This is a genomic window from Aneurinibacillus terranovensis DSM 18919, from assembly GCF_000430625.1.
GTDB classification, from domain to species: domain Bacteria; phylum Bacillota; class Bacilli; order Aneurinibacillales; family Aneurinibacillaceae; genus Aneurinibacillus_B; species Aneurinibacillus_B terranovensis.
The window spans coordinates 179502-203506 of record NZ_AUMJ01000004.1; the positions used below are offsets into that span (position 1 = coordinate 179502).

General features: G+C 47.7%; 24 protein-coding genes. All 24 read left to right on the forward strand.

Annotation, left to right across the window (positions count from 1 at the left end):
- Positions 1-343: chemotaxis protein CheW (locus tag H525_RS0100905; RefSeq protein WP_211236948.1), on the forward strand; the 343-nt coding region annotated here is incomplete at its 5' end.
- Positions 344-356: 13 nt separating this feature from the next.
- A complete protein-coding gene (locus tag H525_RS0100910) occupies positions 357-833 on the forward strand; it encodes a chemotaxis protein CheW (RefSeq protein ID WP_027414624.1) in 477 nt (158 codons plus the stop codon).
- A 2-nt stretch (positions 834-835) separates the two neighbouring features.
- A complete protein-coding gene (locus H525_RS0100915) occupies positions 836-1456 on the forward strand; it encodes a chemotaxis protein CheC (protein ID WP_027414625.1) in 621 nt (206 codons plus the stop codon).
- Positions 1453-1935 (forward strand): chemotaxis protein CheD, encoded by a 483-nt coding sequence (locus tag H525_RS0100920; RefSeq protein ID WP_027414626.1) that lies wholly within the window; start codon positions 1453-1455, stop codon positions 1933-1935. Before H525_RS0100915 ends, H525_RS0100920 begins: the two co-directional genes overlap by 4 nt.
- A 3-nt stretch (positions 1936-1938) precedes the next feature.
- Positions 1939-2358, forward strand: a complete 420-nt coding sequence (locus H525_RS0100925; protein ID WP_027414627.1) for a hypothetical protein — start codon at positions 1939-1941, stop codon at positions 2356-2358.
- 17 nt (positions 2359-2375) lie between these two features.
- Positions 2376-3164, forward strand: coding sequence for a FliA/WhiG family RNA polymerase sigma factor (locus tag H525_RS0100930; RefSeq protein ID WP_035099489.1), 789 nt, complete (start codon positions 2376-2378; stop codon positions 3162-3164).
- Between the two features lie 37 nt (positions 3165-3201).
- A complete protein-coding gene (locus tag H525_RS0100935) occupies positions 3202-4638 on the forward strand; it encodes a flagellar assembly protein A (protein ID WP_162142459.1) in 1437 nt (478 codons plus the stop codon).
- A gap of 14 nt (positions 4639-4652) precedes the next feature.
- Positions 4653-4979, forward strand: coding sequence for a hypothetical protein (locus H525_RS0100940; protein ID WP_027414630.1), 327 nt, complete (start codon positions 4653-4655; stop codon positions 4977-4979).
- A 21-nt stretch (positions 4980-5000) separates the two neighbouring features.
- Positions 5001-5492: a DUF6115 domain-containing protein gene (locus H525_RS0100945; RefSeq protein WP_027414631.1), complete on the forward strand. Its 492-nt coding sequence runs from the start codon at positions 5001-5003 to the stop codon at positions 5490-5492.
- A 188-nt stretch (positions 5493-5680) separates the two neighbouring features.
- On the forward strand, positions 5681-6385 hold the full coding sequence (gene rpsB, locus H525_RS0100950) for a 30S ribosomal protein S2 (protein WP_027414632.1): 705 nt from the start codon (positions 5681-5683) through the stop codon (positions 6383-6385).
- A gap of 104 nt (positions 6386-6489) precedes the next feature.
- Positions 6490-7377 (forward strand): translation elongation factor Ts, encoded by an 888-nt coding sequence (gene tsf / locus H525_RS0100955; RefSeq protein ID WP_027414633.1) that lies wholly within the window; start codon positions 6490-6492, stop codon positions 7375-7377.
- Positions 7378-7507: 130 nt separating this feature from the next.
- Positions 7508-8230, forward strand: a complete 723-nt coding sequence (pyrH, locus tag H525_RS0100960; RefSeq protein WP_027414634.1) for a UMP kinase — start codon at positions 7508-7510, stop codon at positions 8228-8230.
- A gap of 4 nt (positions 8231-8234) precedes the next feature.
- Positions 8235-8792: a ribosome recycling factor gene (frr, locus tag H525_RS0100965; protein ID WP_027414635.1), complete on the forward strand. Its 558-nt coding sequence runs from the start codon at positions 8235-8237 to the stop codon at positions 8790-8792.
- A gap of 57 nt (positions 8793-8849) precedes the next feature.
- The gene (locus tag H525_RS0100970) at positions 8850-9620 is read left to right on the forward strand and encodes an undecaprenyl pyrophosphate synthase (protein ID WP_027414636.1); all 771 of its coding nucleotides are present in this window, start codon (positions 8850-8852) and stop codon (positions 9618-9620) included.
- Positions 9621-9643: 23 nt separating this feature from the next.
- Positions 9644-10420, forward strand: coding sequence for a phosphatidate cytidylyltransferase (locus tag H525_RS0100975; RefSeq protein WP_027414637.1), 777 nt, complete (start codon positions 9644-9646; stop codon positions 10418-10420).
- A 23-nt stretch (positions 10421-10443) separates the two neighbouring features.
- Complete coding sequence (locus H525_RS0100980; protein WP_027414638.1) at positions 10444-11601, forward strand: 1-deoxy-D-xylulose-5-phosphate reductoisomerase; 1158 nt, start codon at positions 10444-10446, stop codon at positions 11599-11601.
- Between the two features lie 24 nt (positions 11602-11625).
- Entirely contained in the window at positions 11626-12870 is a 1245-nt protein-coding gene (gene rseP, locus H525_RS0100985) for an RIP metalloprotease RseP (protein WP_027414639.1), read from the forward strand.
- A gap of 60 nt (positions 12871-12930) precedes the next feature.
- On the forward strand, positions 12931-14646 hold the full coding sequence (locus H525_RS0100990; RefSeq protein ID WP_027414640.1) for a proline--tRNA ligase: 1716 nt from the start codon (positions 12931-12933) through the stop codon (positions 14644-14646).
- Positions 14647-14771: 125 nt separating this feature from the next.
- Positions 14772-19070: a PolC-type DNA polymerase III gene (locus H525_RS0100995; protein ID WP_027414641.1), complete on the forward strand. Its 4299-nt coding sequence runs from the start codon at positions 14772-14774 to the stop codon at positions 19068-19070.
- A gap of 204 nt (positions 19071-19274) precedes the next feature.
- Positions 19275-19733 (forward strand): ribosome maturation factor RimP, encoded by a 459-nt coding sequence (rimP, locus tag H525_RS0101000; RefSeq protein WP_027414642.1) that lies wholly within the window; start codon positions 19275-19277, stop codon positions 19731-19733.
- Between the two features lie 26 nt (positions 19734-19759).
- Positions 19760-20932, forward strand: coding sequence for a transcription termination factor NusA (nusA, locus tag H525_RS22375; RefSeq protein ID WP_051330711.1), 1173 nt, complete (start codon positions 19760-19762; stop codon positions 20930-20932).
- A 7-nt stretch (positions 20933-20939) separates the two neighbouring features.
- On the forward strand, positions 20940-21215 hold the full coding sequence (gene rnpM, locus H525_RS25940; protein ID WP_027414643.1) for an RNase P modulator RnpM: 276 nt from the start codon (positions 20940-20942) through the stop codon (positions 21213-21215).
- Positions 21212-21532: a YlxQ family RNA-binding protein gene (locus tag H525_RS0101015; RefSeq protein WP_027414644.1), complete on the forward strand. Its 321-nt coding sequence runs from the start codon at positions 21212-21214 to the stop codon at positions 21530-21532. Before rnpM ends, H525_RS0101015 begins: the two co-directional genes overlap by 4 nt.
- Positions 21529-23979, forward strand: a complete 2451-nt coding sequence (infB, locus tag H525_RS0101020; protein WP_027414645.1) for a translation initiation factor IF-2 — start codon at positions 21529-21531, stop codon at positions 23977-23979. Before H525_RS0101015 ends, infB begins: the two co-directional genes overlap by 4 nt.
- The last annotated feature ends 26 nt before the right edge of the window (positions 23980-24005 follow it).

Below are 24005 nucleotides of genomic sequence, written 5' to 3' on the forward strand. Positions count from 1 at the left end.
TTCGATCATTGAGACCGCGGTCTTCTCGCCGGATGAGATTATGCACGCTCATCGTCAGGATGTGATTGACTTCCGCGGCCGGGTCGTTCCACTCGTCTCCTTAAAATCGCTGTTCTCTATCCCGGATAACGGAATCCCGAAAGATAAAGACATTTCCGTTGTTATCGTCCGTAAAGGGGAGAAAATGGCGGGACTAGTGGTGGATTCCTTTATTGGCCAGCAGGAAATTGTCCTCAAGTCGCTTGGCAAATACCTGGTGAATGTGTTTGCGATCTCAGGCGCGACCATTCTGGGGGACGGTCAGGTGGCGCTCATTATTGACTGCAATGCACTGATTAAATAGGGGAGGAAAAAGCATGCTAGATCACAAAGAAATAGTAGAAGAGATTAAGGTCATTGTGTTTCGGTTATTGGATGAAGAGTATGGGGTTGAGGTGGATCAGGTAAAATCAATTGAACGGCTGGAACACATTACCCGCGTCCCCCGTACACCGAAGTTTGTGAAAGGGGTTATTAATCTGCGCGGCGTCGTCACACCGATTGTCGATTTACGGCGGCGTTTTGGGCTGGCGGAAGCCGAGTATAATGAATCCACGCGTGTCATTATTGTAGGTGTCGGCGAAATTGAGGTGGGTCTTATTGTTGATTCGGCGAATGATGTGATTGATATTCCTGTGAACGCGATTGAACCGCCTCCTGAAGTAGTTGGAGGAATTGAAGCCGTTTATCTTCGCGGCGTTGCCAAACTCGCCAAACGCCTTCTTATTCTGTTGAATTTGGATAAAGTTTTAAATACGGAAGAACTAAAACAGCTTGAAAGCATTGAAGGGTAGCCATGGACAACATGAAATCATTTGATGACTTTCAATTTGACGTGCTGCGTGAGGTAGGCAACATCGGCGCCGGGAATGCGGCTACTGCTTTGTCCAAGCTTATCCAGAAGGAAATTGATATGAAGGTACCCCAGGTCAAAATCATTCCCTTTGATGAAATTGCTGATTTTGTCGGTGGGGCCGAAACGGTGGTCGTATCTGTTTTATTGCGTGTATTTGGTGACATACCCGCCCATATGTTTTTTATCATCTCTGTGGAATCGGCTAAAAATTTAATTAAACAATTGATGGGCATCGACACTGGGGAAGCGGAAGAATTCGACGAGATGGAGCTGTCTGCTCTTAATGAAATCGGGAATATTCTGGCAGGGTCCTACCTTTCATCTCTGGCTGATTTTACAAAATTAAATATGCAGCCATCCGTACCGGCGGTTGCGATTGATATGGCGGGAGCGATTTTATCATACGGGCTAATGGAGATTGGATATCAGGGAGATTACGCCTTGACCATTGATACCGCGTTTTTTGAAGGCAACGACGAGGTGGAAGGTCATTTCTTTTTAATTCCAGAGCCAGACTCTTTAAAACAACTTTTTATAGCGTTAGGAGTTCCGAGTGAATGAACATTGTAAAGGTTGGAATGGCTGATTTAAATATTGCAAAATCTCCGGATCGAATACGTACAACGGGACTGGGTTCTTGCGTGGGTGTCGTATTGTTTGATACGACAACGAAAATAGGGGGAATGGCTCATGTTATGCTGCCCGATTCATCATTAAGCAAGGGAAGCGTCAATATCGCAAAATATGCGAATACGGCGATCCCAAAATTAATTGATGATATGGAAAAAGCCGGGGCGAGTCGGTATAAACTTGTGGCCAAACTCGCCGGCGGCGCGCAGATGTTTGCTTTTTCTTCCGGCAGCGATACGATGCGCATTGGACCGCGAAATGTGGAAGCTTGTAAAATCGCGCTGAATTCGGCGCGCATTCCCATTCTTGCGGAGGATACGGGAGGGAATTGCGGACGCACGATCGAATTAGATAGTGGTACAGGAGTATTGTCTATTCGAACAGTAAATCAAGGGGTAAAGGAATTATAAACTATGTGGCTGGGCTCTTTTAAATGGAATATTTATATTGCCGGCATCGTCAGTGTTCTTACATTCATTTTCAGCATCATAAATAATTTGTTTTTAGAGAGCCTGCTGCGAGCTCTCAATGCTTTTGCGGTTTTTTTTCTGCTTATGTTTGTTGTGCGCTATCTGGGAAGCAAATTGATCGGTGAAGAGAACAGACATTTACTTGAGGCGGATAAAGGGCAGTTCATAAATCTCGTCACACCGGATTTACCACCGGCCTCCGACCCACCTCCTTCGCAGGATGTGGCATCGGATAAGACAACAGACGTGAATTTCCAGGAATTCTCTCCCTTTGATTTTCCAAAGGTTAGCGATAACCAGGAAATTTCGGACGTGAGCCCGGAGGATGTGGTGAAGGCATTACGGATGTTATCAAATGACTAGAAGGCGGTGAGTCCAGCGTGGGGCGAAAAGCTAAAAAAGCCATCGATATAAACAAGTGGAAAGCCTGGCGGGAACAGGGGGATCGCCAGGCAGAAATAGATTTGATTGAACAATACCTGCCGCTCGTAAATTATGTTGCCGCACGCCTTTCGATCGGCCTTCCCGGTACGGTTGATAGAGACGATTTGGTCAGCTTTGGTCGTTTTGGATTGTTGGATGCCTTAAAAAAATTTGATTATACGCGCGGGCTGCAGTTTGAAACTTATGCAATGTGGCGAATTCGCGGGTCGATGATTGACGGATTGCGTGAAGTCGATATCATTCCGCGTTCTGTGCGGGATAAAGCAAAAAAAATTGAAGAGGCCTACACCGTGCTTGAACAGCAGAATCTGCGCTCCGCTTCGGACGATGAAATAAGCGAGTATTTAGGCATGTCAGTGGAAGAGCTACACCGTACCTTCCAGGAAATATCGTTTGCATCCGTTCTGTCTCTTGATGAACCGATTCAAGACGACGAAGATCAGAAACATTCGCGGCAAAGCATTATTGTTGACGAACGGGCGGAAAAACCGGAGACGGCGCTTCACAAAGATCAGCAGAAAGAAATACTCGGAGAGGCAATATACAGGCTTCCCCCGAAAGAAAAAAACGTAGTTACCCTTTTTTACTATGAAGAATGTTCGCTTACGGAGATTGCCGAAATTATGGGGCTGTCAGCATCGAGAATTTCCCAATTGCATTCAAAGGCAATCTTTCGCCTGCGCGGGGCGCTTTCGCGAGCGAAAGAATCATTGTTGAAAGAGTAACGAAAGAAGAAGCAAAGGGAAAAGAGGGCTGATGACCGTGGGAATAACAGATAAGAAAGCGGAGGAACCTCATGGGGATAAACCTCTGTCAGAAATGATTGTCGTAACCATCTCGAAAGATAAACTGGAAGCAACACTTGATCTCTTCCTGGATAGAGAAAATATAACGATGACGGCCGAAGAACTGATGGATATACTTAGAGAGAAAAAAGTAACGTTCGGCATAGAAGAAGCGGTAGTAAAGGATATTGCGCATAATCCGCATTCATACATGGGGCAGCCGGTGGTCGTTGCGCGGGGAAAAGCCCCTGTGGCGGGTGAGAACGGACGCATCGAATATACGTTTGAACAAATTCATACGAACAAACCGAAGGAACGAGAGGATGGAACCGTCGATTTCTACAATGTTCTTACCTTGATGAACATTAACAAAGGACAGATGCTGGCCAAGAAAATCCTTCCTACCAAAGGGGAACCGGGCATGGCGGTTACAGGGGACGAGATTAAAGCGAAGGACGGCAGGGAGGTTCATTTTAGCATCGGCAAAAACGTCCTGCTCGATCAGGAAAAAATGCACGCGTATGCGGCCATCGATGGGCAAATATCCATTACGGAAAAGAATAAAATGAACGTTTTTTCCGTCTACGAAGTAAAAGGGGATGTCGATTTCAGCGTCGGTAACATTGATTTCGTAGGAAATGTCGTGATACGTGGGAACATTCAACCCGGGTTTGTAATCAAGGCGGGCGGTGATATCAGGGTAATGGGGAGCGTGGAAAGTGCGACGCTTATTGCGGGTGGATCGATCGAAATTACCGGGGGCATCATCGGCCATCATAAAGGATATGTACAGGCGGGTGTGGATCTTAAAACTGCGTTTATTCAGGAGGGAATAGCCAGCGCCGAGCAGGATGTGATTGTATCGCAAACGATAATGCGCAGCGATGTCAGAGCGGGGCGAGACATTATTTGCAAAGCGACCAAAGGGCTTATTGTCGGCGGTTCCGTTCAAGCTGGGGAACGGGTAATCGCAAAAATTGTCGGCAACAGTTCCAATACAATGACGACGATCGAAGTAGGGGTAAAACCACAGCTGCGTGAAGAGCAGGAAAAGCTGCGAAATGAAATTCGTGAGTCTAAGAAAGAAATAGAGAAGGCGGAAATAAGCCTTGCCTATCTCGATCAAATGCTGGCCCAATTGGGCAAGCTGCCTGCCGATAAGCAAAATTTACGGATTAAGTTTTTAAACAGCAAGCTTATTGCAGAAAAGAAAATTGAAACCTCAGAAGATCGGTTGAAAGAAATTGAGCATTTATTGAACGGCCCGGAGAACGCTCGAATTGAGTGCTCCGGCATCATGTACAGCGGTACAAAGCTGGTTATTGGCCGAGCCGTGAGATTTATAAAGGAAAATTGCAGCCGCATGTATTTTCGCCTTGGAGAAGACGGTGAGATTTCATCACATATTTTATAAGCGGGTGATTAGAAATGTCATTACGGCCGATTGAATTGCAAACCGCTATTCCTCGTATTCACGAAGTAGGGAAAATCCAGGACCAACAACAGCATCATCCACGGCAGGAACAGGTGGAACTTGGTCTGCAGATGCAAAGGGAAGAGGAGCGGAACCAAGCCCGTCCCGTGTCTGCCCAATCAGCGGATGAAGGCCATATTAAGGACCGCAACCAGAAGAAAGGCGATACGAAACAACAACAAAAGAAATCTGCTCAGCATCCGGCCAAAAGTAAACAGGATCAAAAGGATTCCGCTGCGCTCCACCCTTACATGGGACATACGATTGACATTACCTTTTAACACAGATAGTTGGTGAATGACATGTTTATTGAAATCTGGCTCGTACTGCTTACTGCTGTCGTTTTGTTTTTATTAATTCGAACGGTGCGGCGTCCGCTGTCTGCGGACAATCCCGCTCTGCATGATGAAATGGCCGCTTTTTTTGATGAATTTGAGCACGAAAATAAAGAGATGATGCAGTCTATCTCACAAATGAAGCGCTCTCTCGATCAAAAAATAGACGGACAGGCGTCCGAACTGGCGGCCCTGCGCCGGGAAATGGGGTCACTGTATACCCGGTGTGAACATCTTCAGCAGCTAGCTGCCGGATGGCAACAGGGCCCGCCGGAACAAAAACCGGCACCTGCCCAGGTAAAACCGGCGTTCTTTTTACGGGACGATTATAAAGATATTCCTCCGCTTTTTTATAAGGGGTATTCTACTCAGGAAATCGCGCGTAAGCTTGGCATCGGGAACGGTGAAGTCGAAATGGTCGTCCAGATGCTGAAAAAGCATGAAGCAAATGACCAATAAAACTTTTTTGCCGTCAGTTATCTCGATTATTGCTTTTCATTAACAAATATGGTATAGTTACAAACGGTGTGAAAATACACACGCCTTTTAATTTGAATGATGGTGCTTAAACGAAAATTTTAAGTTTCATTCAAAGATGAGAAAGGCGGAGGATTGACAAAAAACCATTTAGAGGAGGTGTCGTGAAGATGGCAGTAATTTCTATGAAACAATTACTCGAAGCGGGCGTTCATTTCGGTCACCAGACTCGTCGCTGGAACCCTAAAATGTCTCGCTATATCTTCACCGAACGTAACGGGATTTACATTATTGACCTGCAAAAAACAGTGAAAAAAGTTGATGAAGCTTACAACTTTGTTCGCGAAGTGGCAGCTGCAGGCGGCAAACTTTTGTTTGTCGGCACAAAAAAACAAGCGCAGGAATCTGTAGCTGAAGAAGCTGAACGCTGCGGAATGTATTTCATTAACCAGCGCTGGTTGGGTGGTACATTAACAAACTTCAGCACCATTCAGAAGCGTGTGGCTCGTCTCCACCAGCTTGAACAAATGGAGAGCGATGGAACGTTTGAACTGCTACCGAAGAAAGAAGTTATTTTACTCCGCAAAGAACAAGAACGCCTGGAAAAATTCCTTGGCGGTATTAAAAACATGAAAGACCTTCCGGATGCAATGTTCGTTATTGATCCGCGTAAAGAGCGCATTGCGGTCGCAGAAGCTCGCAAGCTTGGTATTCCTATCGTAGGAATTGTCGATACTAACTGTGATCCGGATGAAATTGACTATGTGATTCCAGGTAACGATGATGCGATCCGTGCCGTTAAGCTATTAACCGGAAAAATCGCTGATGCGATTCTGGAAGCAAATCAAGGTGAAGAAACTGCAGTTAATGCATAAATTCCGTAGGTAATGGAAAGGGTGGCCTGAGGTTTTTGAAACCTTTTTCCACCCTTTTCTTACACTCCGGGGAAAAATATACATGATTCTAGGAGGACCCGCACATGGCGATCAGCGCAAGCATGGTTAAAGAACTGCGTGAAAAAACGGGCGCAGGCATGATGGATTGTAAAAAGGCTTTGCAGGAAGCCGACGGAGATATGGAAAGAGCGATTGATATTCTTCGTGAGAAAGGCATTGCGAAAGCAGCGAAAAAATCTGACCGCATTGCAGCAGAAGGGCTTACAGGCGTTATCGAACAAGGCAATGTGGCTTGTATCGTAGAGGTCAACTGTGAGACAGACTTTGTTGCTATAAACGAAAATTTCAAGGCGTTTGTAACGGAAGTAGCCGAGCATATTATCAGCGAGCGTCCGTCTTCTGTTGAAGAAGCGCTGGGCCAGCCTTTTAAAGGAAACGGGGCTCCGCTTTCTGAAGTGCTGAATGAAAAAATTGCGCAAATCGGTGAAAACTTGTCGATCCGACGTTTTGAAGTCGCAGAAAAAGCGGATAATGCAGTGTTCGGTAAATATTTACATATGGGCGGCCGCATTGGAGTACTGCTTGTATTGAATAATTCTAAAAATGAAGAATTAGCGAAAGACCTCGCCATGCAGGTCGCGGCAGCTAAGCCAACGTATGTTGTCCGTGAAGAAGTGCCAACGGCTGAGCTTGAAAGAGAGCGGGAAGTGCTGACTGCCCAGGCTCTAAACGAAGGCAAGCCTGAGAATATTGTGCAAAAAATGGTAGAAGGCCGCATTAATAAATATTATGAAGAAGTATGCCTTGTAGACCAGACTTTTGTTAAAGACCCGGACAAAAAGGTAAAAGCTCTTCTGAAAGCAGAAAATGGGGAAGTAAGCCGCTTCGTGCGCTATGAAGTAGGGGAAGGCATTGAAAAGAAGGTGGATAACTTCGTAGAAGAAGTTATGGCTCAAACGAAAAAACAATAAAGCCTCCTGAAAATGAAAAAGAATCGCTTATGTAAAAATAGGGAACACACTGTGTTCCCTATTTTACAAAGTCAAAGAAATGCACAAATATGACCAACAAGAAATAAAGTATGATTGGAGTTGTTTTTCCATGCCTCTTCCCGCATTTAAACGCGTTGTATTAAAATTAAGTGGAGAAGCCCTAGCAGGTGACATTGGTTACGGGATTGACTCCAATGTCATTCAATCAATTTCTGTACAAATCAAAGAAATTGTCGAACTCGGTGTGCAGGTTGCCATTGTCGTAGGTGGGGGGAACATTTGGCGTGGCCTTTCAGGCAGTGAAAAAGGGATTGACCGCACAACAGCTGATTATATGGGAATGCTCGCTACCGTTATGAACAGTTTGGCCCTGCAGGATGGGTTGGAAAAAGTAGGCGTTCCTACACGGGTACAAACCTCAATCGAAATGAGGCAGGTTGCAGAACCGTACATACGAAGAAAAGCCGTCCGCCATTTGGAGAAAAACCGGGTCGTTATCTTTGCGGCAGGGACAGGAAACCCCTATTTTTCAACGGACACAACCGCAGCTCTCCGCGCGGCTGAAATCGAAGCAGAAGTCATCCTGATGGCCAAAAACAAAGTGGATGGCGTATACACCGCTGACCCGTCCATTGATCCGGACGCGCAAAAATTTGATTCACTCACATATCTGGAAGTGCTGAACAAAGGCCTGGGTGTCATGGACTCTACCGCATCCAGTCTGTGTATGGATAATAATCTTCCGTTACTTGTCTTCTCCATTATGGAAGAAGGAAATATTAAAAAAGCAATTATGGGCGATAAAATTGGTACAATAGTGAAAGGGGATTAATGTCATGCCACAACAGATAATTAAGGATGCTGAGCAAAAAATGGAAAAGGCGATTGGTGCTTTAAAGCGTGAACTGACGACACTGCGTGCCGGAAGGGCAACACCGGCCCTGCTGGATAAAATTGTGGTTGATTATTACGGATCGCCGACGCCCGTGAACCAAACGGCCAATATTACGGCTCCGGAACCGCGCCTTCTTGTCATCCAGCCGTGGGAGAAAACATTGCTCGGCCCGATCGAGAAAGCCATTCAAAAATCCGATTTAGGACTTACCCCTACGAATGACGGAAGTGTCATCCGTATTTCCATCCCGGCTCTTACCGAAGAGCGGCGCGCTGAACTTGTGAAACTGGCGAAAAAAGAAGGGGAAGAGGCTAAGGTAGCCATCCGCAACATTCGCCGCGATGCAAATGATGCGATTAAAAAGTTGGAGAAAGACGGAAGCCTGACAGAAGATGAAATGAAGCGCCACCATGATCAGGTGCAAAAAATAACCGATAAATTTGTTGATATAGTGGATAAAACGGTAGCAGAAAAAGAAAAAGAGATTATGGAAGTGTAAGTTCTTGCCCCCTCTTCCTGAGGGGGCTTATGATATTTTTTTACGGGGGATTGGCGTATGATTAATAAACTGTCGAGGTGGATGCATAATAACGACAATACGACAAAGGGGAAGGAGCTTGATCGCGACAATATCCCCGAACATGTGGCGATTATTATGGACGGAAACGGAAGATGGGCCAAGCGCCGTGGGCTGCCGCGGGTAGCCGGGCATCGGGCCGGGATGAAAACAGTCATTGAAATTACCCGTGCCGCGGATGAATTGGGCGTGAAATACCTGACGTTATATGCATTTTCCACAGAGAATTGGAAACGGCCAACGGATGAAGTTGAGTTTCTTATGCGTCTCCCGGGGCAGTTCTTAATGGCCGAGCTTGATGAATTGATTGAGCGCAATGTACAGGTCCGGATGGTAGGCAATGAAGAAAATCTTCCTTCCTATACCGTGCAGGCTGTTCGTGAAGCGATAGAAAAGACGGCAGGGAATACCGGGCTGATTCTAAACTTTGCGCTTAATTACGGGAGCCGGGCCGAAATCGTAAATGCCGTGCGCGAAATCGCTGCCGAAGTGCAGGAAGGACGGCTGGCTGCAGGCGATATTGATGAAAATGTGATTGGACGTTATTTAGAAACGAGCGGGATGCCCGATCCCGATTTATTGATTCGAACGAGCGGCGAACTTCGCTTAAGCAATTTTATGCTCTGGCAGATGGCGTACAGCGAACTCTGTTTTATCGGTGTATACTGGCCTGATTTTTCCCGCGATCATTTTTATGAAACAATTCTGGAGTACCAGCAGCGGAGCAGAAGATACGGAGCACTTACTTAGGTCTCATATCAGGGGTGGGGTGTTTGAAAACACGCATTATTACGGGAATCGTGGGAGGAGCTGGTTTTCTTCTACTCGTCTATGCAGGAGGGGTCTGGTTTACTTCCCTTATTTTTTTTATGGCTACCATAGCGTATTATGAACTTATCCGGATGAATAAAATGAAAATTTTCGATTGGCCTGCATTAGCCGGTCTGCTGCTGCTCTGGCTGCTGATTTTACCTCGCATGGTATGGCAGGGCGAATTCATTCGGGGCGATATTTTATATATATTTGTGCTGCTGTTTCTCTTTATTACGGTAGCTTCGAAAAATCGGATCCAATACCGGCATGTTGCCTATATACTGTTCAGCTGCATTTATTTAGGGATTGCGTTTCACTTTATGAATGAAACGAGGCTGGTTCAGGGGCTCGGCATAACGCTGGCCATTCTTTTTTCGACATGGGCTACAGATACCGGAGCGTATTTTGCCGGCAAATTTTTTGGCAAAACCAAATTGTGGCCGTCGATTAGCCCAAATAAAACGGTTGAAGGCTCGCTCGGTGGGATTGTGCTTACGGTTATCGTGATGGTTATTTTTGCTCTTTCCCTGCATTCCGTTCCGCTTGCAAAGGCACTTATTCTTGGAGTAGTCGTGTCCGTTAGCGGACAAATTGGGGATTTGATGGAGTCGGCCGTGAAGCGTACGCTCGATGTAAAGGATTCCGGCAGTATTTTGCCGGGACACGGGGGTATACTGGATCGCTTTGACAGTTTAATCGTTGTGTTTCCGGCATTGCACCTTTTACAATTATTGTAGGCCGCATGTTTTAGGGGGACATTATGAAAAGAATAAGTATTCTCGGTTCAACAGGATCGATTGGGACGCAGGCACTGGATGTCGTACGCCAGCATCCGGACCGATTTTGTGTTGCAGCTCTGGCTGCCGGACGAAATATCGATTTGCTAGTAAAACAGGCGATGGAATTTCGGCCCAAGCTTGTTTCTGTGGAAACAAAGGAACTGGCCGAAAAAATTAAATTGGAGTTACCTTCGGATATTGATGTATTATATGGAGAAGAGGGTGTAACGGCCGCTGCGGTACATCCGGACGCAGAATTCGTGGTCTCTGCAATTGTAGGCATCGCAGGGCTTGTGCCCACGCTGAAAGCAATTGAAGCGGGGAAAATGATCGGGCTGGCCAATAAAGAAACCCTCGTAACGGCCGGAAATATTGTGATGAAAAAAGCGAAAGAAAAGGACGTACCCGTCATACCTATAGATAGTGAACACTCCGCCATTTTTCAATGCTTACAGGGTGAATATCCCCGCTGTATTGAGCGCATTATTTTAACGGCTTCGGGCGGCTCGTTTCGCGATTTAACGCGGGAGCAGCTTGGAAAAGTTACGGTCGGGCAGGCGCTGCAGCATCCAAACTGGAGTATGGGGGCTAAAGTGACCATTGATTCGGCAACAATGATGAACAAAGGACTTGAAGTAATGGAAGCGCATTGGCTCTTTAATCTGCCATACGAGCGCATCCGGACAGTCCTGCATAAGGAAAGTATTATTCATTCTATGGTCGAGTTTAAAGACCATGCAATTATGGCTCAACTGGGAACACCGGATATGCGGATTCCGATTCAATATGCGCTGACGTATCCGGAGCGGCTCTCGATTTCATCAGAACCGCTGGATTTAGTCAGGATTTCCACGCTTCATTTTGCTGAACTCAATTTTGAACGGTATCCGTGCCTTGCTCTTGCATACGAAGCGGGCAGGCGGGGCGGAACGATGCCGGCGGTACTCAACGGTGCAAATGAAGCGGCTGTGGCCCGTTTTCTACGGGGGGAAATTAGCTTTTTAGCTATTGAAGATACTATAGCAGAAGTGATGGCAAAGCATGATCTGATTGCGGAACCGGCGCTTGAAGATATTTTTGAAGTGGACAGGTGGGCGCGTCACGCAGCATTCAGCCATCATGTAACCGGTGAAGGTTAAACAAACAGGAAAGGTGGAACCGTTTTGTTAATAAAGGTTTTATCCATAATTCTTGTGTTTGGAACACTCGTATTTTTTCATGAACTAGGGCACCTGCTGTTCGCCAAACGAGCGGGCATTCTTTGCCGTGAATTTGCGATTGGAATGGGTCCGAAACTGTTTTCGTTCGTGAAGGGTGAAACAAGGTATACGCTCCGTTTGCTTCCGATTGGCGGATTTGTGCGAATGGCCGGTGAAGACCCCGAGGTCATCGAGATTAACCGAGGCCAGGATGTTGGTCTGGAATTTGACCACAAAGGAAAGATCGCCCGGATTATCTTAACCGATATCCGCAATTATCCGAAAGCCCATGTCATGACTGTAGAGCATGCCGACCTGGAAAGGGAACTCGTGATTCGCGGCACGGAAGACGGACAGGACGTGTTCTATCCCGTTCATCCGCAGGCGATGGTTGTCAGCCAGAACCAGGAAACGCAGATTGCTCCGTTTGACAGGCAATTCGGCAGCAAAACGGTCGGGCAGCGTGCAGCCGCTATTTTTGCCGGGCCTCTCTTTAACTTCATCCTCGCATTCATCCTGCTTACCGTTATGGGATTAGCGTATGGGGTTCCAGTGGATCGCCCGATGATTGGACAGCTCGTTCCAAACGGGTCAGCGGCTGCAGCAGGCCTTATGGAAGGAGACCAGGTACTTTCGATTAACGGAAAACCGATTTCCCGATGGACGGATATGGTATCTGTTGTCAGTGGCTCTCCGGGTCGTCCGCTTGCTTTCACGATCAAACGGGATGGAATGACGTTGGAAAAAAGGGTGGTTCCGGTTAAGGACCCACAGAGTCAGACCGGTAAAATCGGTGTTTACCAACCGCTGTCGAAATCGCTCACAGGCGCAGCAAGCTACGGTGCAAAAACAACGTACGATTTCTCCAAACTTATTTATACGAGTCTTGGCAAACTGTTTACCGGCCAGGTACCGGTTAAGGATTTGTCAGGCCCTGTCGGGATTTTTAACTATACGGCGAAAGCAGCTGAGAACGGGTTTGTCATCCTGCTTCAATGGACGGCCGCGTTAAGTGTAAACTTAGGGATCGTGAATCTGCTTCCTTTGCCGGCATTGGACGGCGGACGGCTCGTTTTTCTTGGAGTGGAAGCGGTGCGTGGACGGCCTGTTGACCCGCAGAAAGAAGGGATGGTCCATTTTCTCGGATTTGCCTTCCTCATGCTATTAATCCTTGTTGTTACATGGAATGATATTCAAAAATTTTTCTAAGCATGCTGTAATTGTCATAAGAAAAGAAGAGTTGTCCAGCCACCTAGGAGGTAGAGTTTTTTGAAACAGTCGAAGTTATTTCTCCCAACACTTAGGGAGATTCCTGCAGAAGCTGAAATCGTCAGCCATCAATTAATGGTGCGGGCCGGACTGATGCGCCAGCTGGCGTCTGGTGTGTACACATATTTACCGCTTGGCCAGCGTGTGCTGCGCAAAGTACAGCAGATTGTCCGGGAGGAAATGGATGCCGCGGGCGCCCAGGAAATTTTGATGCCGGCCATTCAACCGGCCGAGCTGTGGAAAGAGACCGGCCGCTGGGACGCGTACGGTCCTGAACTCATGCGGTTAAAGGACCGGCATAACCGGGATTTTGTCCTTGGACCGACACACGAAGAAGTCGTGACCGGGCTTGTCCGTGACAACTTGAATACGTATAAGAAGCTCCCGATTAATCTTTACCAGATTCAGACGAAATACCGTGATGAAGTTCGCCCGCGCTTTGGCGTGATTCGTTCCCGCGAATTTATCATGAAAGATGCGTATTCGTTTGATACGAGCCGTGACGGCCTGGATGTGAGCTACCAAAGCATGTATGACGCGTATACCCGTATTTTTACCCGGGCCGGGCTTACATTCCGTGCGGTGGAAGCGGACGCCGGTGCCATCGGTGGTAAAGGGACACATGAGTTTATGGCGCTTTCCGATATCGGGGAAGATACGATCGCGTATTGTACGTCATGTAGTTATGCGGCAAATCTTGAGCAGGCGGAAGTAGTGTACAAGCCCGGTTCCGCCCGCGAAGAATCGCGTGCCGCAGAAAAAGTTCCAACCCCTGATGTAAAAACGATTGAACAGCTTATGAATCACTTTGGCGCGGAAGCGCGGCAACTGATCAAAGCCCTTGTTTTTAAAGCGGATGACCAATTCGTCATTGCTCTAGTACGCGGTGACCATGAAATCAATGAAACGAAAGTGAAAAATCTTTTTGATGCCAACGTGCTGGAAATGGCCACAGAAGCGGAAATGTCCGCGCTTGGTATACCGGTTGGTTTCATCGGGCCAATCGGCCTTCCTGACTCGGTTACGCTTGTGGCGGATGCTGCCGTGCAGCACATGACCAACGCGGTCGTAGGGGCTAACGAAAAAGATTACCACTATAAAAATGTAACGCCGGGAAAAGACTTTACCGTGAGCAAATATGCGGACCTGCGAAATATTGTGGAAGGCGACGAATGCCCGCGCTGCGGAGGGACGATTGCTTTTGCCCGCGGGATTGAGATAGGGCACGTGTTCAAATTAGGCACGCGCTATAGTGAAAAGATGGGCGCCAAATTTCTGGATGAGAATGGGAAAGAGCAAAACATGGTGATGGGTTGTTACGGCATCGGTATTTCCCGGACGGTTGCCGCCTGTGTCGAACAAAACAACGATGAACACGGGATGATATGGCCCTGGGCGCTGGCTCCCTATCAGATTCATGTGGTTCCTGTTAACATGAAAAATGAAGAACAGGCAAACCTCGCCGCTTCGCTCTATCAATCACTCCAGCGTGCGGGATATGAAGTGCTGCTGGATGACCGTGCGGAACGGGCCGGCGTTAAGTTTAAAGATGCGGATTTGATTGGATTGCCAATCCGGGTTACGGTAGGCGCCAAAGCCGGAGAAGGCATTGTCGAATGCAAGATTCGCTGCACAGGAGAAGCGAAAGAGATTCATATAGACGAGCTGCTTACATACGTAGATGAAATGAAACAATCGCTGCAGCAACAAGCGTAAATCAACAAAAGAATGATGGTCAGTCGGGTACTCCTTTTGAAAAAAGAGGAGTACTACTTATTTCAATAAGCTTAAAGGAAAGCGACCAATGAGTTCATTTTCCAAATGGGAGAAGGTAGTAACATATGGAGGATCATAAAGTAAAGCAGGAGCGATTCAGGATGCTCCTTGAACAGCTTGCCATTCCACCGGAATTTGTTGATGAGTATTTTAACGGCGGCATGATTGAAAAACTCGATGTGTACAGGCAGAAAAAGAAATGGCACTTTCATTTTCAACTGCCGGAAATGATTCCGGCCAACGTATTCCAGGCTTTCTATGTAAAGTTGGGACAGACCTTTAAACACATTGCGGAAGTGGACTGTTCGCTGTGTTATGCCAGCCCTGTTAATTTACCGGATTTTTTAACGGACTATTGGGCAACCATTATTGATAGAGTTGTCCCTCATATTAATTCTACGGCTAATTATTTGAAGAGTGCGGCTTATGAATTGATAGATAAGCAGATTAATTTGAGCGTACCGAATGAAGTTGCGCTGGAGATGATGAAGCGCCGCAAAGTTGATGAGTTTATCGTCCGTTCGATTGAACAGCTCTGCGGTGAAAAGACGCGTCTGACCTACCACGTGGAGCAAAATGAGGCTTCTTATCAACAATTCGTCGAACAAAGGGAAGAAGAAGACCGCTCGCGTGCGCTTGAAGCGTTGATCGAGAAAGAAAAGGAGGACGCGCCGGCTTCTTCTGAAGCGGATGTTCCAAAAGTTTTGCAGATTGGCTATGACATTAAGGATGACCCGGTTCCGATACGCGAGATTAGAGAAGAGGAAGGCCGGATTTGTATTCAGGGCCTTGTATTCGGTGCGGAAGTGCGTGAACTGCGAAGCGGGCGCTCTCTGTGCACGTTTAATGTTACGGATTATACCGACTCGCTTCAGGTTAAGATTTTTGCCCATGACAAGGAAGATATTCCGAAGCTGGCGGCCATTAAAAATGGTTTATGGGTAAAAGTTCGCGGTATGGTGCAGGATGACGCGTTTGCGCGTGAACTGGTGATGACGGCAAAAGATATTCGCGAAGTAAAACCAGTGGCTGCACGCCAGGATACGGCTGAGGAAAAGCGGGTGGAATTTCACTGCCACACAAACATGAGCGCGATGGATGCGATTGCGTCAGCAGAGCGAATCATCAAGCAGGCGGCCGCTTTCGGCCATAAAGCGGTTGCCATTACGGATCACGCCGTCGTTCAGGCGTTTCCTGAAGCATTTTCAGCGGCGAAAAAGCATGGGATTAAAGTTCTGTACGGGGTGGAGGCCAACGTTGTTTCCGACTCGACCGTTATTGTCCACCAGCCGCAGGACCGGGAACTCGAAAACGACACGTATGTTATTTTTGACGTGGAAACGACGGGACTTTCCGTCGTAAATCATACAATTATTGAGCTTGCCGGAGTCAAAATGAAGAACGGGGAGATTATCGGCCGCTATGAATCATTTGTTAACCCGCACGAGCCGATACCTTTAAACATTCAGGAGCTGACTCATATTACGAATGATATGGTCAAAGACGCACCGGAGCTCGATCAGGTTATTCGGGAATTCCTGGAATTTGTCGGGGGGGATGTGCTGGTCGCCCACAACGCGCGTTTCGATATGGGATTTTTGCAGGCAAGCTGCAAAAAACTCGGGCTGCCGCCTGTAACGAATCCGTTTTTCGATACGCTCGAACTGGCGCGCTTTCTCTATCCCGGCATGCGCAATCACCGGCTCAATACGCTGGCGGATAAATTCAACGTCAGCCTTGAAAACCATCACCGCGCTGTCGACGATTCCGAAGCAACCGGGTACGTGTTTTTTATGATGCTCAAAGACGTCCTGGAAAAAAATATTACCAATCTGGCTGACTTAAACAATCACGTCGGGCTGGACCTTCAGAATTCACGACCGTTCCACTGCAATATTTATGCGATCAACGAAATTGGCAAAAAGAATTTATACAAGCTCGTCTCGCTCGCCCATACGGAATACCTGTACCGGACGCCACGCATTCCGCGGTCGAAAATCGTCCAGTATCGGGAAGGTTTATTAATCAGTTCAGGGTGTGAAAAAGGCGAACTGTTTGAAACTGTGCTGAACAAAAGCTTTGAAGAAGCGGAAGCGGTTGCCCGTTTTTATGATGTGCTGGAAATTCAGCCGATTGAAATCAACCGGCATCTCATTGAAAAGCAGTTGGTAGCGAATGAGGACATTCTTATGGAAGCGAATCGGAAAATTGTTGAGCTGGGCGAAAAGCTGAACCTGCCGGTTATCGCTACCGGCAACGTTCATTATGTTGACCCGAACGAAAAAATTTATCGCGATATCCTGATTCAGGGAATTACCGGCTTTAGCCCGCTGAAAGACCAGCGCAAGCCGGATGCTCATTTTCGCACGACAAATGAGATGCTTGAAGAATTCTCTTATCTTGGCGAGCAGAAAGCCAGGGAAGTCGTGATTACGAATCCGAACGAGATTGCTGACCGGTTTGAGGAACTGGAAATTGTTCCGAAAGATTTATACACCCCTAAGATTGAAGGAGCGGAAGAAGAAATCCGCTCGATGAGCTACAGCAGGGCTCGTGAGTGGTACGGCGACCCGCTGCCGGATATTGTGGAGAAGCGGCTTGAAAAAGAACTGAACAGCATTATTACCCATGGCTTTTCCGTGATTTATCTAATCTCGCACAAGCTTGTGAAAAAATCGATTGATGACGGATATCTTGTAGGGAGCCGGGGTTCAGTCGGTTCTTCCTTCGTCGCGACCATGACGGAGATCACCGAGGTAAATCCGCTGCCGCCGCATTACCGCTGCCCGGAGTGCAGGCATAGCGAGTGGTTCACGAAAGGTGAATACGGATCCGGGTTTGACTTGCCTCCTAAAAAATGCCCGACATGCGATATAGCGATGATTGGCGACGGGCATGACATTCCCTTCGAAACGTTTCTCGGCTTTAAAGGGGATAAGGTGCCGGATATCGATTTGAATTTCTCCGGTGAATACCAGCCGACTGCGCATAATTATACGAAAGAACTGTTCGGTGAGGACTATGTGTACCGGGCGGGTACGATTGGTACGGTTGCTGAAAAAACGGCGTATGGGTTCGTCCGCAAATACTCGGAAGAAAAAGGGGTAACGTGGCGCAATGCGGAAATGAGCCGTCTGGCCGCCGGTTGTACGGGCGTAAAGCGAACGACAGGCCAACACCCGGGGGGAATTATCGTCGTGCCGGATTACATGGAAATCTATGATTTCTGCCCGATTCAATACCCGGCCGATGATAAGAATGCGGAGTGGAGAACAACGCATTACGATTTCCATTCCATTCACGATAACCTGCTAAAACTCGATATCCTTGGGCACGACGATCCGACGGTGATCCGGATGCTGCAGGATATTACCGGCCTTGATCCGAAGAAAATTCCTGTGGGCGACCCGAAAGTAATGGAAATCTTCAGCGGAACGGAAGCATTGGGCGTTACCCCCGAGCAAATTGACAGTAATATTGGCACGCTGGGCGTACCGGAATTCGGAACGAAATTCGTCCGACAGATGCTGGAAGACACACGTCCTTCCACGTTTGCTGAACTTGTGCAAATTTCCGGTCTGTCGCACGGAACGGATGTATGGTTGAACAACGCCCAGGAACTCGTCAGGAAGGGAACATGCGAGCTGAAAGATGTCATCGGCTGCCGGGACGACATTATGGTTTACTTACTCCACAAAGGATTGGAACCGTCGTTCGCGTTTAAAATCATGGAATCCGTGCGGAAAGGAAAAGGGCTGACTCCTGAGATGGAAGAGGAGATGAAGGCGAACAATGTTCCGGACTGGTATATCTGGTCCTGTAAACAAATCAAGTACATGTTCCCGAAAGCCCACGCTACCGCTTATGTGCTGATGGCGGTCCGCATCGCCTATTTTAAGGTGTATTATCCGATTCACTTTTACGCGACATACTTTACCGTGCGCGCCGACGATTTCGATGTGGCGCTCGCTGTGAAGGGATCGGCGGCAATTCGGGCGCGGATTAAGGAAATTGTTGAGAAAGGAAACGAGGCGCAGCCAAAAGAAAAAACACTGCTTACTGTGCTTGAAATGTGTCTGGAGATGTGTGAGCGCGGCTTTCACTTTAAAAATGTCGACCTGTACCACTCGCACGCTTCCCAGTTCATCATTGACGGCGACAATTTGATTCCGCCGTTTAACGCGTTGGCAGGCGTAGGAACAAGCGCGGCGGAAAACATCGTGAAGGCAAGGGAAGACGGGGAGTTCCTCTCGATTGAAGATTTACAGCAGAGGGCCCGCTGTTCCCGATCTGTCATTGAATTGCTCCAGCAACATAACTGCCTCAGCCACCTGCCTGAAACGAATCAGCTTTCACTTTTTTAGCGTATTAAGAAAGAGTGGTCTGCCGGCTATTTTTCCCTATCATTTGCCTGAATCCGGGGATTATGATATAATATTTTTTGGTAATACTAAGGAAAACGGAGCAAGCATGTGAAGAGTGGGGAAACCCACTCTTTCGTTTTACTTACTTTTCTTTGGCGTGCAAGAAAATTTTACTGATATTGATGAATTAGGGGGTTTATGCTTTTGAGCAAAAACGTCATCGCCATTACTGAACAATTGGTGGTGCCCATTCTGCAGCAGGATCATCTAGAGCTTGTTGAGATCGAATACGTGAAGGAAGGAAGCAACTGGTTTCTTCGGGTTTATATCGATAAAGAGGGTGGGGTAGACATCGAGGACTGTGGGCGGGTCAGCGAACAGCTAAGCAAGAAACTGGATGAGGCCGACCCGATCCCGGGCGCTTATTTTCTTGAAGTTTCTTCACCTGGGGCTGAACGTCCTCTTAAAAAAGACGCGGATTTTACGCGTGCAGTCGGAAAACATGTTCACATCACTACATATGAGCCAGTAGGCGGCGCCAAGGTGTTCGAAGGTGAACTTGTTTCCTATGACGGGAAGCAGCTTGAAGTTAAAGAGATAAAAACAACCGCGTTGATTCCGGTCGAAAAAATAGCAACGGCGCGGTTAGCTGTCGTTTTCTAGGATTGAAAGGAGGGCCATTAATAGTCATGAACTCAGAGTTTATTGAAGCTTTACACGACATAGAAAAAGAGAAGGGCATTAGCAAGGAGGTTTTGATCGAGGCGATAGAAGCCGCTCTCGTGTCAGGCTATAAAAGAAATTTTAATTCTGCCCAGAACGTGAGGGTTGATATTAACCGGGAACTCGGGAATGTAAGAGTGTTCGCCCGGAAAACGATCGTGGAGGATGTGACCGACCCGCGGACTCAGATTTCAGTTGATGAAGCGCATGAAATCGACCCGAATTACAGGGTGGAAGATGTTGTTGATATCGAAGTCACTCCCCGCGACTTTGGCCGCATCGCGGCGCAAACGGCGAAACAGGTTGTGACCCAGCGTATTCGCGAAGCGGAGCGGGGTATCATTTATAACGAATTTATTGACCGTGAGCAGGACATTATTACAGGGATTGTCCAGCGGCAGGACAGCCGTTTCTATTATATTGATCTCGGTAAAGTAGAAGCACTAATGCCGCTCAATGAGAAAATGCCTACCGAAACATTTAAGCAGGGTGATCGGGTAAAAGCCTTTATCACGAAAGTAGAAAAAACAACAAAAGGCCCGCAAATTTTTGTTTCCCGTACACACCCTGGCCTGCTTAAGCGTTTGTTCGAACTGGAAGTGCCGGAAATTTTTGATGGTGTGGTGGAAATACGCTCGGTTGCCCGCGAAGCCGGCGACCGTTCCAAAATTGCTGTTTATTCCGCGGAACCGAATGTAGACCCGGTTGGCGCCTGTGTCGGGCCGAAAGGAATGCGGGTGCAGACCATCGTCCAGGAGTTAAAAGGTGAAAAAATTGATATTGTGAAATGGTCTGAAGATACCGCCGAATACATCGCCAATTCGTTAAGCCCTTCGAAAGTAGTCCATGTGACTGTGTATGAAGGGGAAAAAGTTACCCGTGTGATTGTGCCGGATTACCAGCTGTCGCTCGCGATCGGTAAAAAGGGCCAGAATGCCCGCTTAGCCGCGAAATTGACCGGATGGAAGATTGATATAAAGAGTGAATCGCAGGCTCAGGAAGAAGGATTTGAGTTTTCCGAACCGGTTTCTATCATTTCATCGAAACAGGAAGTACAGCACCAGGATGAGCAAACAAGTGAGGCAATCGCGACTTCGGCTGAGAACAGTGACGTTACTGATCAAGAAGAAAAGGAGTAGAGATTTCGTGAAAGCGAGAAAGACTCCGCAGCGAAAATGCATTGTAACGCAGGAAATGATGGATAAGCGGGACTTGATTCGCATTGTCCGGACGCCCGATGGGGAGGTCAAGCTCGATCCGACAGGAAAAGCTTCCGGAAGGGGTGCCTATATTTCCCGGTCGCGCAGTGCTTTCGCCGCAGCAAAGAAAAAAAAGCTGCTGAATCGCCCGTTAAAAATGGAAATTACTGACGAAATGTACGACATGCTTGAAAAAGAATTCGCAAGGTATGTGGTGGAATGAATAAGGTTGAGCAGATGTTAGGTCTTGCCATGCGTGCCCGCAAAGTTTTGACGGGGGAAGAAACGATTGTCAAGGCAGTCCGGCAAGGAGAGGTGCGGCTCGTGATTCTCTCGAATGATGCCTCCGGGAATACACGTAAAAAAATAATGGATAAATGCACGTATTATCACGTACCTTGTGTCCTGTATGGGGACAGAGTGACACTTGGCTCTGCTCTTGGTAAAGAACAGCGGGTAGCCGTCGGTGTAACGGACGCCGGTTTTGCCAAAAAGATCGGTCAGTTAATCGGTCAAAATCAAACGGGGGTGGATGAATGAGTAAAATGCGTGTCTATGAATTCGCAAAAAAAATCGGATTAAGCAGTAAAGAGCTAACAAATCTTTTAGGCAAGTTACATGTTTCGGTTAACAATCATATGAGTATGTTGGAAACGTCAACGATGGAGCGGGTTGAACAGCACCTCAAACAAATGAAAGAACGTGCGGATGGGCAGCAGCGATATACGGAAAAGAGTGGGAATATGGAAGAAAAAAAACAAGAACACAAGAAAACAACTACGACCAGCCAGAATCAGAACCACAATCAAAACCAGAACCAGAATCAGCGGCCTGGAAACGATAACCACAGCCAGCATACCCATGCCGGTGAAAAAAATAAAAACGGTCAAAATCAGCGGGTAAACCGGCCTCAGTCTTCAGGGAACAACCGTCCAAACGCAAGCACAGGCGGCAATCGTTCCGCATCAGACAGCAATGCCGGATCGAATGCCAACCAGCATAGCGGCCCTAACAGAAACAAACCAAATCGCCCGAAGCCGGGTGGAGTAAAACCGGCCGCAGCGAAACCGGCCCGGGATGACCGCCACGATCAGACGCGTGGAAAAACGACCAAAAAATCAAAAGCAAACCCCAAACGTTTCGACGACAACAAAGTTTCGACAGAGGCTTCTGCCCGGATTGCCAACGGCAAAAGACGGCCGAACACGCCGCTTGCCGAACCAAAGCCGGAAGTAAAAGTCGAGAAAATTACTATTTCAGGTCCGATGACGGTAGCGGAATTGGGTAAGAAAATGAAGAAGGCTCCTTCCGAAATTATTAAAAAGCTTTTCGCCCTAGGAGTCATGGCCACAATTAACCAGGAAGTGGACACCGATACGATTCAGCTTATTGCCGCCGAATTTGATATTGAGGTGGAAGAAAAAATCGAACTCGATTACAACGATTTTGAAAATATCGAGGAAGTCGATGAACCGGAAACGCTGAAAGAGCGTCCGCCTGTTGTTACCATCATGGGGCACGTTGACCACGGGAAAACCACGCTGCTTGACGCGATTCGTGAGACCAATGTAACGTCCACGGAGGCCGGGGGAATTACCCAGCATATCGGAGCTTACCAGGTTATCAGGCACGGCAAGAAAATCACGTTTCTGGATACACCGGGCCACGCCGCATTTACAACCATGCGCGCACGCGGTGCACAGGTAACGGATATCGCCATTATCGTGGTGGCCGCCGATGACGGGGTGATGCCGCAAACGGTTGAAGCCATTAATCATGCCAAAGCGGCCAATGTTCCGATTATCGTAGCCGTGAATAAAATGGATAAACCGGCGGCCAATCCGGACCGCGTAAAACAGGAGTTGACAGAATACGGTCTTGTTCCGGAAGATTGGGGTGGGGAGACGATTTTCGTCCATGTGTCTGCCTTAAAACGTGAAGGGCTGGATGATATTCTTGAAATGATTCTCCTTGTTGCCGAAGTTCAGGAACTAAAAGCGAACCCCGATAAACGTGCGCGCGGAACCGTTATCGAAGCGGAACTTGACCGCGGACGCGGACCGGTTGCCACCGTGCTTGTCCAATCGGGAACGCTTAAAATCGGAGATCCTCTTGTCGTGGGAACGGCATACGGCCGGATTCGTGCGATGGTCAACGATAAAGGCCGCCGCATTAAAGAAGCAACGCCGTCCACGCCAGTGGAGATTACCGGCTTAAATGACGTACCGCAGGCCGGGGACCGATTTATGGTATTCGAAGATGAAAAAACAGCACGCCAAATCGGGGAACGCCGCTCAACGAAACGCCGTGAAAGCGAATTGCGTGCCAGCGCTCGCGTTTCACTCGATGACCTGTTTAACCAGATTAAAGAGGGCGATATTAAAGAAATTAACGTCATTATCAAGGGGGACGTGCAGGGTTCTGTTGAAGCACTCCGCGGATCCTTGGAGAAAATCGACGTGGAAGGCGTGCGGGTTAAAATTATTCATACAGGCGTAGGCGCGATTTCGGAATCCGATGTCATCCTCGCTTCCGCTTCGAATGCGATCATTATCGGGTTTAATGTTCGTCCGGACCCGAATGCCCGCGCGACAGCCGAAGCTGAAAAGGTAGACATTCGCCTGCACCGCATTATTTATAAAGTCATGGAAGAAATTGAAGCTGCGATGAAAGGAATGCTTGAGCCTGTTTATGAAGAAAAGGTAATTGGGCAGGCTGAAGTACGCCAAACGTTCAAAGTTTCAAAAGTCGGTACGATTGCGGGATCGTATGTAACCGACGGGAAAATTCAACGGGATGCGGGCGTTCGCGTCATCCGCGACGGAATCGTCATATTCGAAGGAAAAATCGATGCCCTCAAACGCTTTAAAGATGATGCGAAAGAAGTGGCACAGGGCTATGAATGTGGGATAACAATAGAGAAATTCAACGATATTAAGGAGGGCGACATCCTCGAAGCGTTTGTCATGGAGGAAGTAGCTCAGTAGCGCTATTTGTAAATGAGGTGAAACAA